The sequence below is a fragment of the Nocardia sp. No.11 genome, from assembly GCF_038752175.1.
Classification (GTDB): domain Bacteria; phylum Actinomycetota; class Actinomycetes; order Mycobacteriales; family Mycobacteriaceae; genus Nocardia; species Nocardia canadensis.
On record NZ_JBCGFB010000015.1, the window covers coordinates 18376 to 31119 of the forward strand.

Genomic DNA, 12744 nt, shown 5'->3' on the forward strand with positions numbered 1-12744 from the left:
GGCCGCGGATCGGCACCCAGTAACTTGGCTGCCAAGGAAGCCGTCTTCCGCACCCGTCGGACCCGCCGAACGAAGAGAGCTGAGCAATGTCGACCTCTACCGCGCGTGCACACATCGGTGTCACCGGCCTGGCCGTGATGGGCAGCAACATCGCCCGCAACTTCGCCAAGCACGGCTACACCGTCGCGCTGCACAACCGTTCCGTGGCCAAGACCGACGCGCTGCTCGCCGAGCACGGCGACGACGGCGACTTCGTCCGCACCGAGACCGTCGAGGAGTTCGTCGCGGCGCTGGAGAAGCCGCGGCGGGTGCTGATCATGGTCAAGGCAGGCGAGGCGACCGACACCGTCATCGAGGAACTGGCCGCCGTGATGGAGCCGGGCGACATCATCATCGACGGCGGCAACGCCCTCTACACCGACACCATCCGCCGCGAGGCCGCCCTGCGCGAGCGGGGCCTGAACTTCGTCGGTGCGGGCATCTCGGGCGGCGAGGAAGGCGCGCTCAACGGTCCCGCGATCATGCCGGGCGGACCGAAGGAGTCCTACGAGTCGCTCGGCCCGCTGCTGGAGTCGATCGCGGCCCAGGTCGACGGCACCCCGTGCTGCACCCACATCGGCCCCGACGGTTCCGGGCACTTCGTCAAGATGGTGCACAACGGCATCGAATACGCCGACATGCAGCTGATCGGCGAGGCCTACCACCTGTTCCGGGACGCGCTCGGCTTCGACGCCGGGCAGATCGCGCAGGTGTTCACGCAGTGGAACTCCGGCGACCTGGAGAGCTACCTGGTCGAGATCACCGCCGAGGTGCTCGCCCAGGTCGACGCCAAGACCGGCAAGCCGCTCGTCGACGTCATCGTCGACGCCGCCGAGCAGAAGGGCACCGGCCGCTGGACGGTCAAGTCAGCGCTCGATCTCGGCGTGCCGGTGACCGGCATCGCCGAGGCGGTCTTCGCCAGAGCGCTGTCCGGTTCCCGGGCCCAGCGCAAAGCCGCGGTGGGCCTGGCGTCGGGCACCCTGGCCGACAAGCCCACCGATGTCGAGCAGTTCACCGAAGACATCCGGCAGGCGCTGTACGCCTCGAAGGTCGTCGCGTACGCGCAGGGCTTCGACCAGATCGCCGCGGGCAGCGCCGAATACGGCTGGGATCTGCACCCCGGTGATCTGGCGACCATCTGGCGCGGCGGCTGCATCATCCGGGCCCGGTTCCTGAACCGGATCAAGGACGCCTACGAGCAGGACCCCGCCCTGCCGAGCCTGATCCTGGCGCCCTACTTCCGCGAGGCCATCGAGACCGCGATCGACAGCTGGCGGCGCGTGGTGTCCACCGCCACCCTGCTCGGAATCCCGGTCCCGGCGTTCGCGTCCTCGCTGTCCTACTACGACGCCCTGCGGGCCGAGCGCCTTCCGGCCGCCCTGACCCAGGGCCAGCGCGACTTCTTCGGCGCCCACACCTACGAGCGCATCGACGCCGACGGCAAGTTCCACACGCTGTGGAGCGGTGACCGCAGCGAGGTGGCCGCGGACTGAGCGCCCGCTACTGACAGTTCCGCTCGTCGGAGCCGTCGCCACAGTCGTCGTCACCGTCGCACAGCCATTGTTTCTGAATGCATCTGTCGTTGTCGCAGGTGAATTCGTTCGGCTCACACAGGTGCTTACCGCTGTGACATTCGCTGCGGGCTCCGCCCGGACCGAATGCGAACGACATCAGCGTCTCGGCGTCGACGGTGGCGGCGACTTCGGCCACGGCCGGCGCGGACAGCAGCGCCAGCGTTGTCATGGTCGCTCCGAGAGCTGTCGCGAGGACGGTAAAGACACGCATTCGAGCGACCTCCTGCTGAGATTCGTTCTCCGTGTAAGAACTTCGGTCTCCAGCGAACAGTCGAGCGTCGATTCCCTGTCGAGGATCGCACGCCGGACCACCGAATCCGGGGAAGCGGATGGCACAACCCGGATCGCAGGTCGTCGGTCCCGATCCCGCTCGGCCGGCGCGAAGGTGGTGGCGACCGCTCGCGCTGAGACAAGCACCCCGTTGTGCGAAACGGGGTTTTATGGCTTCTGACGGGGCGCAATAACGTCGAATACGTGGAGTGGAATTTTCAGTCGGCCGAAGAGTTCTCAACTGCCCTGCGTGCCGGTTCGGTGAGCTCGGCAGAACTCACCGAGGCGGCGATCGCCCGTATCGAGCGTGAGGACCGGGCGATCAACGCGATCTGTGTACCGGACTTCGACCGCGCGCGGGCCGCCGCACATCGTGCCGATCAGGCGCGTGCCCGCGGCGAGGATCGGCCGCTGCTCGGCATCCCGATGACGGTCAAGGAGTCCTACGACGTCGCCGGGCTACCCACGACCTGGGGTATGCCGCAGCACGCGAACTATGTCCCGACCGAGAACGCGGTCCAGGTAGCGCGGCTCGAGGCCGCGGGCGCGGTCGTGCTCGGCAAGACCAATGTGCCGCTGGGCCTGCAAGATATCCAGAGCTTCAACGAGATCTACGGCACCACCACCAACCCGTGGGATCACGAGCGCACCTCGGGTGGATCCTCCGGCGGCTCGGCGGCGGCCCTGGCATGTGGGTTCGGCGCGCTGTCCCTCGGTTCCGACCTGGCCGGTTCGCTGCGTACTCCCGCGCATTTCTGCGGTGTCTACGCGCACAAGCCGACAGTCGGGCTGGCGCCGACGCGCGGCATGGTCGCCCCGGACGCGCCCGCCCTGCCGATCGATCTGGACCTCGCGGTCGTCGGTCCGATGGCGCGCACCGCCCGCGACCTGGGCCTGCTGCTCGACGTCATGGCCGGACCGGACCCGCTCACACACGGCCGGGCCTACGACGTGACGCTGCCGCCCGCGCGTCACGAGCGGCTGGCCGACTTCCGGGTCCTGGTCGTCGAGGACCATCCGCTCATACCCACCGGCGCCGCCGTGCGGGCGGGGGTGAACCGGGTGGCCGACGCGCTGATCGACGGCGGCGCCCGCGTCGAACGGCACAGTCCGCTGCTGCCCGACCTGACCGAAGCCGGGACGCTCTACACACAGTTGCTGTTCTCGGGCTCGGTGGCACGATTTCCCGTCGACGCCTACGAGCAGCTGCAAACCCGCGCCGCCGAACTCCACGCCGACGACCGGAGTCTCGACGCCGCGCGGCTGCGCGCCATGGTGTTCACCCACCGCGACTGGCTCGCGGTGACCAACCGTCGCGAACTGCATCGCCACGGCTGGCGTCAGCTGTTCGCCGAGTTCGACGCGGTGGTGTGCCCGATCACACCGACTCCCGCGTTCCCGCACGATCACAACCCTGATCTGCTGGAACGCCGGATCGACATCGACGGCGGCGCGTACCCGTACTTCGACCAGCTCGTCTGGGCCGGTCTGGCCACGATGCCCGGCCTGCCCGCGACCGCCATCCCGACGGGTCTGTCCACCGCAGGACTGCCGGTGGGCGTGCAACTCATCGGACCGATGTTCGAAGACCGTACCCCGTTGCGGCTGGCCGAACTGCTCGAGCAGAAGATCGGCGGCTTCCGGCCGCCGAGGTAGCCCGCCGCACCGGGTCACCGATGAGTTCTCGCCGCCGGACACGTCACTATCGGCATGACGACACACACGCTCGCTACTCCCGGCGCAACGCTCACCTACGACGTCCACGGGCCGCTCCCGACCACCGACGGACGGCCGCCGCTGCTCATGATCGGCCTCCCGATGGACGCGAGTGGCTTCACCGCGCTCGCGTCGCATTTCCCCGATCGCACGGTCGTCACCTACGACCCGCGCGGGCTCGGTCGCAGTGTCCGCACCGACGGCCTGGTCGACAACGTCCCCGCCGTGCACGCAGAGGACGTCCACGCCGTCATCGAGGCGCTCGGCGCGGGCCCGGTCGAGATCTTCGCCAGCAGCGGCGGGGCCATCGTCGCGTTCGCGCTGGTGAGCGCGCACCCCGACGACGTGACCACCCTGGTCGCACACGAACCGCCGTTGCTGTCCGCGCTGCCCGATGCCGCCGCGGCCGAGCGGGCCGCGGCGGGGTACCGCGAGGCCTACGCCGCGAAAGGCTTCGGCACGGGCATGGCGGCTTTCATCGCGATGACCTCCTGGCAGGGCGAATTCACCGACGACTACTTCGCCGCGCCCGCCGCGGATCCCGCGTTGTTCGGCCTGCCGGCCGAAGACGACGGCGCCCGCGACCACCCGCTGCTCTCGGAGCGATCCCGCCCGGTCCTGGACTACCGCGCCGACCTCCCCGCGCTCACCGCGGCGCCGACCCGGATCGTGCTCGGCTACGGCGAGGAGTCGACGGGCACGGTCACCGAGCGCACCTCGACGGCGATCACCGATCGACTCGGCAGCCGACCGGTCGTCTTCCCGAGCCACCACGGCGGCTTCACCGGTGCGGAGTCCGGTTATCCGGGGCAGCCGGAGGCTTTCGCTCGTACCCTCCACGGAGTCCTCGACAGCATCCGGTGATCCAGTGTGTCCCGACGTCGCCGCCACGCCGGGCGAAGCTCACCACGGGTGTCGAGTTCCCCGCGATCGGTTCGGAAGCGCGACGTCGGGTATGCGCGAGGTGACGCCGCTGGATTCGGCGGCGTCGCCGACGGCCGATAGAGGAGGTCGAATTGGATATCGAACGAGGCAACACCAAGCATGGACCCGCTCACGACGCGGAGTTGGCCGACGAACTGGACAAGGCTCTCCGAGGCACGGGCCGGGTCGAGGACTGGCGTGAACCGGAACCGCTCTCCGGCGACGACACCGAGAGCGACATCGGATCCGACTACCGCAACCGTGCGTTTCCCGCCCCCACTGCTTCGCCGCGGCCTCGCGCGAGCACGCCGACGAAGGCGGACGGCGACGAGCGCAAGAAGGTACCGCTGATCGATCTCCGCGGGCTCACCGACCTGCCGAACGCCGTCGTGTCCGCCGCGTTCCAGACCGCGGCGCGGGTGCGGCACGCGCGGGTGTTCCACCCGCGGGGAATCCGCCTGGCCGGGCGATTCCGGCCGACGCAGCAGTACGAACAGTGGTTCGGGGCCGGTGATCGGGCGGTCATCGCCCGACTGTCGAAGGGACTGGGTAGTCCGGTCGGGGTGCCCGACGTGCTCGGGTTGGCGTTTCGGGTGCTCGATCGCGACGATCACCCGTGGGATTTCGCGCTGGCGACCACGGGCCGCGGCACCCTCGGCCGATTCGTCTTCACACCGGCGCGCGGCTGGTCGACGGCCTGTTTCGGCTCGCTGTTGCCGTACCGGTTCGCCGACGCCTCACCGGCGTGGTTGTTCGCCGAGCCGCTCGACCCCGAGGCGCTGCCGAACACCGCGTCGTTGCAGGCGGTGGGCGACTACCTCGACGGTCAGGTGATGCGCTACACCCTCACCGCCGACGGGCTGGGCGGCCCCGCCGAGACGATCGGTGAGCTGGACCTGCGCCGCGCCGAACCGGGGGAGCACCGCACGGACTTCTTCGACCCGGTCCTCAACCATCCCGCCGAGGTGGCGTTGGTCCCGAACGTGGTCAACCGGATCCGCGAGAGCGCCTATACCGGCAGCCGGCGCGGCCGCGATGACGAGGGGCCGCGGCCCGACTGAGCGGAACGTGGCCTCGGCCCCCACGACGGGCTACAGCGCGCGCCGGGTCCGGCCCCGATCCGCGATGCGGAATTCGACGGTGACCGGGATGGCGGCGAGGTCGAGCGCGGTGCGCAGGCGCGGCACGGCGTGGCCGAGGATGCGCCTGCGCAGGGCGGGCAGGTCGGCGACGGGATCGGTGTCGATGAGCAGATGCAGGTCGGGGGCCGTCGCGCTACCCGCGAGACGTGCTGTCGCGGAACGGACTCCCTCGTAGGTCGCCACATCGGCGGCCACCGCGTCGGCGGCGGTGCCGGAGCCGAGAATCGTGCCGCCGTGCCCGGCGGTGTCGCCGAGCTGCCACACGGCACGCTTGGGCAGCCGGGTGAACTGGGCAGCCAGCCAGCGCAGCGAGATCAGTGCGAGCACCACCGCGCCGGCGATCACGAGGTAGAAGACGATGCTGGGCGGCTCTTCGGTGCCGGGAACCAGCGGGGTCGCGGGGGAGACCCGGAAGGCACCGAAGTGCGCCGCGATCAGCAGCCCGCCCGCCGTGGCGAGCACGATGCCGAGCAGTGCGAGCACACCGCGGTTCAGCCGGGCCGGCCGGTTGGCGGTGGTCATCGCGCACCCCCGTGGCCGATGGTGCGCAGGCTGGTGCGCAAGCGGGGGACCTCGGCCGGCTTGATCCGGTCGAGCCGCTCCGCGACCGCCACCCCGACGTCCTGGGCGGTCTGCTCGGCCGTGTGGTGGGTATGGCCCGAGACCTGGATCTTCTTGCGACGCAGTCGGACCCGGGATCTGTCCAGGCCGTCCACCCCGCCGGTGGCGTCGGCGAGCGCGTTGCGCAGGCTGCGGCGGGCGATGCCGGCGTCGATGCCGTCCCCGGCTTCGAGCGCCAGCACCACCGGCTTGCCCGGCAGCGCCGCTACCGCCAGCAGGGCCAGACCGAGTACCGCGACGACGATGCCGACGCCGAGCACCCATCCGCTACCCCACGCCGTCTGGTGCAGCCGGGTGGCGATGCTGTCGTAGGAGACCCATTCCCGTGTCCCGGTGAGCCGCTGGACCAGCGACACCACCACGAGCACCGCGACGGCGCACAGCGCCAGCGCGGCGACGACGGCCGGGACGACCCGGCGTGGGCGGCGTGTCATCGGACTCTCCTCTCGGGCGGTTCCGGCACCATGGCCGAGACCTCGATGTCGACTCGTGGCACGGTGAGCCCGGTCAGCTCCTCGGTCCTGGTGATCAGATGCGCGCGGCACTGCTCGGTCACGCCGCGCACCGACAGCGGATAGCGGACGGGGAGCCGGACGCGCAGGGTCGCGCCGGTCCCGACAACCTGCGCGCTCACCTGCACCTCGGGCCCGACTCCGGTCACCTCGGCGGCGGCCCGCTCGGCGATGCGGCGTACCGCGCGCTCGCCGATCGTGGTCGTGCCGGGGAGCGGGGCGGCGGCGCTGGTCACCGCCTGCCCCGATCCTGCGCCGAGCGCAACAGCCCGGACAGGTCGACCTCGCCGTCGAGCCAGCGCCCGATCAGCAGGCCGAGGCCACCGAAGATCAGCACGACAGCGAACGCGCCCAAGCCACCGAAGGCGGCGGCGAATCCGAGGGACAGACCCATGACGAGGCAGATCGTGGTGGCGTTCATGTCACTGCACCCGGTCGCGGCTCGGCGCCTGCTGCTCGGCGGAGTCGTCCTCGATGTAGACATCGTTGACGTTGATGTTGACCTCGACGACCTCGAGCCCGGTCATCTGCTCGATGGCCGTGATCACGTTGCGGCGCACCGCGATCGCCAGTTCCGCGATGGCGACGCCGTATTCGACGACGAGTTCCAGGTCGACGGCGGCCTGCTTCTCACCCACTTCGACCGAGACGCCCTGGCCGATGCTCGAGGACGCGCCCGGAATGCGGTCGCGCAGTGCGCCGATCGCGCGAGCGGTGCCGCCGCCGAGGTCGTGGACGCCCCTGACCTCCCGCGCCGCCAGACCCGCGATCTTCTGGACGACGGCGTCGGCGATCGTGGTGGTGCCCTGATCGGTCACCAGGGCGCTCGGGCGGTTCGACCCGTCCCGGCCGGCCCCGGCCTTCTCCACGGCCTTGGCGTTCTCGGTGGTCGTGCTGGACATGATGCCTCCCGATTGTCTTGTGTTCCAAGGGTTGACGAACTGTCATAGGTAGGACACCGCCGTCGGGCGATCGTCACGGTCCCGATGAGTGATCTGGATCGCTGTCGGCGGCGAAGGCGTCGACGTCGAGATCCACAACGTGCACGCGCAATCCGGCGCCGGCCCAGCTGGTTCCGGCCAGGACCGGCCGCACGGCCGAGTCCAGCTTCTCGAGCAGGGGCGCCAGCGGCAGCGTGGTGGCGACGACCCGGATCTCGACCGTCTCCTCGCCCAGGTCGACGGCGGCTCTGCCCGCGTTCCACGGCAGCCAGCGGCTGTTCTGCAGACCCATCGGGACCGCGGGGTGGGCGCCGTCGATGGCGTCGATCGCCGCGATGATCCGGTCGGTCAGGTCCTCGTCGCCGCTCACGGCCGCCCCGGTTCGATGTCGAGCACGTACACCCGCACCGAGTCGACCTCGGCGCCGGTGGATTCGGTGACGGCCTCGGCCACGGCCCGCTGCACGGCGCCGCCGACCTCGACGACGTTGCCCGATGCCGAGAGCGCCAGATCGATCTGGATGTCGAGCAGGCCACCGGCGCGGCGCACCCTGACTCCGGCCGACGCGGCCGGTTCGCGGCCGATCCACAACTGCCGCCCGGAGCGGGCGAGATGCCCGACCAGTCCGAGGACGCCCGGTTCGAGCCTGGCCACGCCCGGCACCTGCGCCGCCGCTCGGGCGGCCACGCCGGCGATCACCGCGTCCCCGACGACCAGCTCGGTCGCGGGGGCCGGGCCCGTCACCTGTCCTCCTCGTAGAGGTCGACCACGGTGATGTCGAGCCTGCCGAGCCGTACCCCGACCCGCGCGGTGGTCGCGGCCCGCGCGCGTTCACGCACCGCGGCGACCAGTGTGTCGATGGCGTGGGCGCCGTTGCGGACGGCGATGGTCATCTCGACCGTGATCTCCTGTTCGCCGTCGGATCCGGGTTCGCTGCTGCGCACCCGGCAGCCGCGTGCGCGCACGCCGTCGACGGTGTCGGCGGCGAATCGCAGCACGGTGGCCACGGCCTGCTCGCTGACCTGGACGGCGCCGGGGTGGGGCGTGTCGACGGACAGGGTGCGGCCGCGGCGCACATCGGCCCGCACAGCGGACATGATCCGGCCGAACAGGTCGGGCGGCGGCGGGTCGGGTTCGTCGATGAGCTCCCTGGTGGCGTTGCGCAGGGTGAGCAGGCTCTCCCTGGCCCCGGCGCAGTGCGGGCACGAGGCCTCGTGCTGGTCGGCGTCCGGCGCGTCGAGCCGATCCCAGACCTGCTCCAGGCCGCGTCCGCAGGGGAGCAGGTAGTCGTTGTCGGTCTGGTTGGTCACCGCCATGGCTTCATCACCTCTGCCAGTTGGGCTCGGGCACGTGCGATCCGCCCGCGCACCGCTGTGCTGTTGGCGCCGACGATCTCGGCGATCTCGTCATAGGACCGGCCGTGGACCTCGCGCAGCAGCCAGCACGCGCGCTGCTCCGGCGTCAGCTGCTGCAGCGCGTCGGTGAGCGCGGCCATCTGGCTGTTCACCTCCGTGGCGTGCTCGGGCCTGGTGTCGGTGCGGGTCGAGGCCGTCGTGTCGGGGTCGACATCGGCGGGGACCCGCCGTGCGCGCAGGACGTTGAGGCACCGGTTGGTCGTCATCCGGTACAGCCAGCCCGCGAAGGCCGCGTCGTCCTGTAGTCGGGTGATCGTGCGCCAGGCTTTGAGGAACACCTCCTGGGTCACGTCCTCGGCCTCGGCCCGGTCGGCCAGCATCTTGGCGGCCAACCGGAACATCGGTCCCTGGTAGCGCAGCACCAGCTGCTCGTATGCCCGGACATCGCCGTCACGCGCTCGCCCGGCCAGGGTCGCGTCGTCCAGCTCTGTCTCGGGTGCGGGCGACGTCGTGGTCACACCGGCACCTCCTCCGCTGCTCCTGTGATGGACACCGATGCGCAGGAATTCGTCACGGCAAACTATCAGTGATCGTCGTCTCACTCCGGCTGCCGACGAGTTCCGGGGGTGTCGCGGTCACCGGCCCTCGCGCCGGTGCACGAGCGGCGGTTTCCCGGGCGGATCCGCGGGTAGGCGCGGAAGAGAACGTCGTTCCCGGACCCAGGAGGTGTATGTCATGCCCCAGCAGACGTGGAGTGCGAAACGCGAACGGCAGTACAAGGACATCAAGAAGTCCGAGCGTGACCGTGGTCGCAGTGAGAAGCGCGCCGAGGAGATCGCCGCGGCGACGGTCAACAAGACGCGATCCCGGCACGGCGAGACCAAGGGCTCGGGCGGCAAGTCCGCTTCGGGGGCGTCGTCCAAGCGCGGCGGGCAGCGGGCCCAGGGGAGTGGGAAGACCCGCGATCAGCTCTACGAGGAAGCCCGCCGCCGCAATATCGACGGCCGCTCGAAGATGAACAAGCAGGAACTGGCCCACGCCCTCGGTCGCGCCTGACCCGCTGCGAAAGGTTCGCCATGCAGATCGGATTCAAACTGGCGGCCGAGGCCTTCGACCCGAACGAACTGGTGCGCCAGGCCGTTCGGGCCGAAGCGGTGGGCTTCGACTTCGTCGAGATGAGTGACCATTTCCATCCGTGGCTCGACAACCAGAACCACTCACCGTTCGCGTGGACCGTGCTGGGCACGATCGCGGCACGCACCGAACGGATCGGCTTGGCCACCGGCGTGACCTGTCCGATGATCCGCTATCACCCCGCGATCATCGCCCAGGCCGCCGCGACGACCGCGCTGCTCTCCGACGGGCGGTTCACCCTCGGCATCGGTTCGGGCGAACGGCTCAACGAGCACATCGTCGGCGGGGACTTCCCGCCGGTGCGGGTGCGGCATCGAATGCTGCGCGAGGCGCTCGAGATCATCCGGTTGCTGTGGCGGGGTGGCTATCGCAGCTACGACGGGCGATATCTGTCGCTGTCGGACGCCCGGGTGTTCGATCTGCCCGAGACCCCACCGGAGATCGCCGTGGCCGCCGGTGGTCCGCGCGCGGCCGAACTCGCCGCCGAGCTCGGCGACGGGCTGTTCGCCACCGAACCGAAGCCCGAGCTGGTACGGGCCTATCGGCAGTCGGGCGGTGACGGGCCGCGCTACCTCGAGGTGGGCGTCGCCTTCGCCGACGACGAGCGCGCGGGCGCGCAAGCCGCGCTGTCGACCAACCGGTGGTCGGTCGGCGGCTGGAAAGTGATGAGCGAGCTGCCCAACCCGGCCAACTTCGCCGCCGCCACGACCACCGTGCGCGTGGACGACATGCTCGATGCCATGGTGTGCGGCAGCGACCCGAAACCCTATGTCGACGCGGTGCGCGACGCCGTCGAGGCCGGCTACGACCGGGTGGTGTTGATGAACGCCGGACCCGACATGGACGCGTTCCTCGATTTCTACCAGGGCGAACTGAACGATCTGCTGCGCGCGGAGGTCTGAGGGAGGCGGGGATGGCGATGCCGATCGGCCCGGCCGAGGCGGTGGCGTCGTGACGGTCTACCCCGGCGCCGCCGAGTACGTACCCGACACGGACGACCTGGAAGCGGTCCGTGCGGCAGCGGGCACGTGTCATGGTTGCGACCTCTATCGCGACGCCACGCAGACCGTCTTCGGTGCCGGCACGCCGCACGCGCGCACGGTCCTGGTCGGCGAGCAGCCCGGCAACGACGAGGACCTCGACGGCCACCCCTTCGTCGGTCCGGCTGGCCGACTGCTCGACCGCGCCCTCGACGACCTCGGCGTCGACCGGGCCGCACTGTATCTCACCAACGCGGTCAAGCACTTCCGCTTCGAGCGGCGCGGGAAACGACGCATCCATCAGCAACCCCGCCGCACCGAAATCGTCGCCTGCGCCCCCTGGCTGCGCACCGAACTCGACCTGGTCGCTCCCGACCTGGTGGTCTGCCTCGGCGCGATCGCCACCCACGCGGTCCTCGGCCCGCGGGCCGAGGTCACCGAACTCCGTGGCCACACCGTCGAACTCGACGACTTCCGGGTGGGCGTGACCGTCCATCCGTCCGCCGTCCTGCGAGCACCCGATCGCGCACGGTCCTACACCGAATTCGTCGACGACCTGGCGAGGGTATTCGAGATGCGATGACCGTGCGGCGGTGAACCTTGCATCACGTGCAATTCGGCAGTGTCGGCACCGAGTTCGGAGCAGCGGGCCGGGAAAGACAAGACTGCTTCTCGCCTGGTCGGGTGAATGGGGTCGGTGGACCTGAGTGGTGAAGTGTTCGTCCTGACCGGACCTCCCGCCGCGGGAAAAACGTCAGTCGCCCGGTTGCTCGCCGGGACGGCCGATGTCCCCACGGTCCATCTCGAGACCGACGTGTTCTACCGCTCGATCCGTACGGGGTTCGTCCTGCCGTTCCTCCCCGCAGCGCATCGCCAGAACGAGGTCGTGATCGAGGCGATCGTCGCGGCGGTCGAGGCGTACTCACGCGGCGGCTACGACGTGGTCGTCGACGGCATCGTCGGGCCGTGGTTCCTGCCGCTGTTGCGCGCACTCGCAACGGACGTGATTGACGGAGCTGCAAGTGGGAATAGCCGCGTCGATACAGGCCACCACAGTAGGGGGGTGGCCGCAGCAGGAGGTCATCATGCAGTTCGTGACGCCCGAGGACACCCCGTCCGACGAGGCCGACCCGCAGTCCGACCACGCTCTGGTGACAGCACTCCACGATCACCATCTGCGCGGCCTGCTGGTCACCGCGGCGGGACTGTCGACCGAGTCGCTACTGCGCGTCGGCGCCGCGGCCGAGACACTGCGCCGGACCGAGGGCCTGCATCCACTCGGCCTAACCGCCCAGCTCTGACCGACGTCAGGTGGCCGCGACGGTGAGATCGGTGATCGTGGCGCCGGGGGCGCTGTTCTGCACCGAGGCGATGCCTTTCTTCGCACCGTCCTTGGACTCATAGGCCTGCGACTGCGCGACGACCTCGTTGTTGCCCGCCTTGAGCCGCCACCGGAACTTACCCGCCGCGTCGGCGAAGATCTCGAACTTTCCTGCCATGACCGGGCCTCGCTTTCGTTCGCCGGGAAAACGTGCC

Annotated in this window: 19 protein-coding genes; 8 read left to right on the top strand and 11 right to left on the bottom strand. The window is 70.2% G+C overall.

Going from position 1 to position 12744, the window contains the following annotated elements:
* Nucleotides 1–86: 86 nt before the first annotated feature.
* Nucleotides 87–1532 (top strand): NADP-dependent phosphogluconate dehydrogenase, encoded by a 1446-nt coding sequence (gndA, locus tag V8688_RS07245; RefSeq protein WP_218718109.1) that lies wholly within the window; start codon nucleotides 87–89, stop codon nucleotides 1530–1532.
* A 7-nt stretch (nucleotides 1533–1539) separates the two neighbouring features.
* On the opposite strand, the gene V8688_RS07250 is transcribed toward gndA, so the two are convergent.
* A complete protein-coding gene (locus tag V8688_RS07250; protein ID WP_342800458.1) occupies nucleotides 1540–1782 on the bottom strand; it encodes a hypothetical protein in 243 nt (80 codons plus the stop codon).
* 305 nt (nucleotides 1783–2087) lie between these two features.
* Here V8688_RS07250 and V8688_RS07255 point away from each other — a divergent pair, with 305 nt between their 5' ends.
* From V8688_RS07255 to V8688_RS07265, 3 genes are all read left to right on the top strand, one after another.
* A complete protein-coding gene (locus tag V8688_RS07255) occupies nucleotides 2088–3539 on the top strand; it encodes an amidase (protein WP_218718107.1) in 1452 nt (483 codons plus the stop codon).
* A 54-nt stretch (nucleotides 3540–3593) separates the two neighbouring features.
* A complete protein-coding gene (locus V8688_RS07260; protein WP_342800459.1) occupies nucleotides 3594–4463 on the top strand; it encodes an alpha/beta hydrolase in 870 nt (289 codons plus the stop codon).
* 152 nt (nucleotides 4464–4615) lie between these two features.
* Nucleotides 4616–5584, top strand: a complete 969-nt coding sequence (locus V8688_RS07265; protein WP_342800460.1) for a hypothetical protein — start codon at nucleotides 4616–4618, stop codon at nucleotides 5582–5584.
* Nucleotides 5585–5614: 30 nt separating this feature from the next.
* Here the strand turns inward: V8688_RS07265 and V8688_RS07270 are convergent, their stop codons facing one another.
* The 9 genes from V8688_RS07270 to V8688_RS07310 form a co-directional block, all read right to left on the bottom strand.
* Nucleotides 5615–6187, bottom strand: a complete 573-nt coding sequence (locus V8688_RS07270) for an alkaline shock response membrane anchor protein AmaP (RefSeq protein ID WP_342800461.1) — start codon at nucleotides 6185–6187, stop codon at nucleotides 5615–5617.
* Nucleotides 6184–6720: a DUF6286 domain-containing protein gene (locus V8688_RS07275; protein ID WP_342800462.1), complete on the bottom strand. Its 537-nt coding sequence runs from the start codon at nucleotides 6718–6720 to the stop codon at nucleotides 6184–6186. The genes V8688_RS07270 and V8688_RS07275 overlap by 4 nt, the downstream gene beginning before the upstream one ends.
* Nucleotides 6717–7034, bottom strand: a complete 318-nt coding sequence (locus tag V8688_RS07280; protein WP_218718103.1) for an Asp23/Gls24 family envelope stress response protein — start codon at nucleotides 7032–7034, stop codon at nucleotides 6717–6719. The genes V8688_RS07275 and V8688_RS07280 overlap by 4 nt, the downstream gene beginning before the upstream one ends.
* Nucleotides 7031–7219, bottom strand: coding sequence for a hypothetical protein (locus tag V8688_RS07285; protein WP_019050519.1), 189 nt, complete (start codon nucleotides 7217–7219; stop codon nucleotides 7031–7033). The genes V8688_RS07280 and V8688_RS07285 overlap by 4 nt, the downstream gene beginning before the upstream one ends.
* A gap of 1 nt (nucleotide 7220) precedes the next feature.
* Nucleotides 7221–7700 (bottom strand): Asp23/Gls24 family envelope stress response protein, encoded by a 480-nt coding sequence (locus V8688_RS07290; protein WP_218718102.1) that lies wholly within the window; start codon nucleotides 7698–7700, stop codon nucleotides 7221–7223.
* Between the two features lie 73 nt (nucleotides 7701–7773).
* Nucleotides 7774–8109 (bottom strand): hypothetical protein, encoded by a 336-nt coding sequence (locus V8688_RS07295; protein WP_218718101.1) that lies wholly within the window; start codon nucleotides 8107–8109, stop codon nucleotides 7774–7776.
* Nucleotides 8106–8483 (bottom strand): Asp23/Gls24 family envelope stress response protein, encoded by a 378-nt coding sequence (locus V8688_RS07300; RefSeq protein WP_218718100.1) that lies wholly within the window; start codon nucleotides 8481–8483, stop codon nucleotides 8106–8108. Before V8688_RS07300 ends, V8688_RS07295 begins: the two co-directional genes overlap by 4 nt.
* Entirely contained in the window at nucleotides 8480–9055 is a 576-nt protein-coding gene (locus V8688_RS07305) for an Asp23/Gls24 family envelope stress response protein (RefSeq protein WP_218718099.1), read from the bottom strand. The genes V8688_RS07300 and V8688_RS07305 overlap by 4 nt, the downstream gene beginning before the upstream one ends.
* Complete coding sequence (locus V8688_RS07310; protein WP_218718098.1) at nucleotides 9046–9612, bottom strand: sigma-70 family RNA polymerase sigma factor; 567 nt, start codon at nucleotides 9610–9612, stop codon at nucleotides 9046–9048. The genes V8688_RS07305 and V8688_RS07310 overlap by 10 nt, the downstream gene beginning before the upstream one ends.
* 217 nt (nucleotides 9613–9829) lie before the next feature.
* On the opposite strand from V8688_RS07310, the gene V8688_RS07315 reads away from it, so the two are divergent.
* The 4 genes from V8688_RS07315 to V8688_RS07330 all read left to right on the top strand — a co-directional run bounded on the left by V8688_RS07315 (nucleotide 9830) and on the right by V8688_RS07330 (nucleotide 12509).
* Entirely contained in the window at nucleotides 9830–10150 is a 321-nt protein-coding gene (locus V8688_RS07315) for a plasmid stabilization protein (RefSeq protein WP_218718097.1), read from the top strand.
* A 20-nt stretch (nucleotides 10151–10170) separates the two neighbouring features.
* Complete coding sequence (locus tag V8688_RS07320; RefSeq protein ID WP_218718096.1) at nucleotides 10171–11130, top strand: TIGR03557 family F420-dependent LLM class oxidoreductase; 960 nt, start codon at nucleotides 10171–10173, stop codon at nucleotides 11128–11130.
* A 49-nt stretch (nucleotides 11131–11179) separates the two neighbouring features.
* A complete protein-coding gene (locus V8688_RS07325) occupies nucleotides 11180–11791 on the top strand; it encodes a UdgX family uracil-DNA binding protein (RefSeq protein WP_218718095.1) in 612 nt (203 codons plus the stop codon).
* 502 nt (nucleotides 11792–12293) lie between these two features.
* Nucleotides 12294–12509, top strand: coding sequence for a hypothetical protein (locus V8688_RS07330; RefSeq protein WP_255587603.1), 216 nt, complete (start codon nucleotides 12294–12296; stop codon nucleotides 12507–12509).
* 6 nt (nucleotides 12510–12515) lie between these two features.
* On the opposite strand, the gene V8688_RS07335 is transcribed toward V8688_RS07330, so the two are convergent.
* Nucleotides 12516–12707: a DUF1508 domain-containing protein gene (locus V8688_RS07335; RefSeq protein WP_218718093.1), complete on the bottom strand. Its 192-nt coding sequence runs from the start codon at nucleotides 12705–12707 to the stop codon at nucleotides 12516–12518.
* Nucleotides 12708–12744: the final 37 nt, after the last annotated feature.

Coding starts and splice junctions, on each gene's coding strand:
- V8688_RS07270 (WP_342800461.1), bottom strand. CDS start 6,187: ATGACCACCGCCAACCGGCCGGCCCGGCTGAACCGCGGTGTGCTCGCA.
- V8688_RS07335 (WP_218718093.1), bottom strand. CDS start 12,707: ATGGCAGGAAAGTTCGAGATCTTCGCCGACGCGGCGGGTAAGTTCCGG.
- V8688_RS07285 (WP_019050519.1), bottom strand. CDS start 7,219: ATGAACGCCACCACGATCTGCCTCGTCATGGGTCTGTCCCTCGGATTC.
- V8688_RS07305 (WP_218718099.1), bottom strand. CDS start 9,055: ATGGCGGTGACCAACCAGACCGACAACGACTACCTGCTCCCCTGCGGA.
- V8688_RS07250 (WP_342800458.1), bottom strand. CDS start 1,782: ATGACAACGCTGGCGCTGCTGTCCGCGCCGGCCGTGGCCGAAGTCGCC.
- V8688_RS07330 (WP_255587603.1), top strand. CDS start 12,294: ATGCAGTTCGTGACGCCCGAGGACACCCCGTCCGACGAGGCCGACCCG.
- V8688_RS07260 (WP_342800459.1), top strand. CDS start 3,594: ATGACGACACACACGCTCGCTACTCCCGGCGCAACGCTCACCTACGAC.
- V8688_RS07315 (WP_218718097.1), top strand. CDS start 9,830: ATGCCCCAGCAGACGTGGAGTGCGAAACGCGAACGGCAGTACAAGGAC.
- V8688_RS07275 (WP_342800462.1), bottom strand. CDS start 6,720: ATGACACGCCGCCCACGCCGGGTCGTCCCGGCCGTCGTCGCCGCGCTG.
- gndA (WP_218718109.1), top strand. CDS start 87: ATGTCGACCTCTACCGCGCGTGCACACATCGGTGTCACCGGCCTGGCC.
- V8688_RS07290 (WP_218718102.1), bottom strand. CDS start 7,700: ATGTCCAGCACGACCACCGAGAACGCCAAGGCCGTGGAGAAGGCCGGG.
- V8688_RS07320 (WP_218718096.1), top strand. CDS start 10,171: ATGCAGATCGGATTCAAACTGGCGGCCGAGGCCTTCGACCCGAACGAA.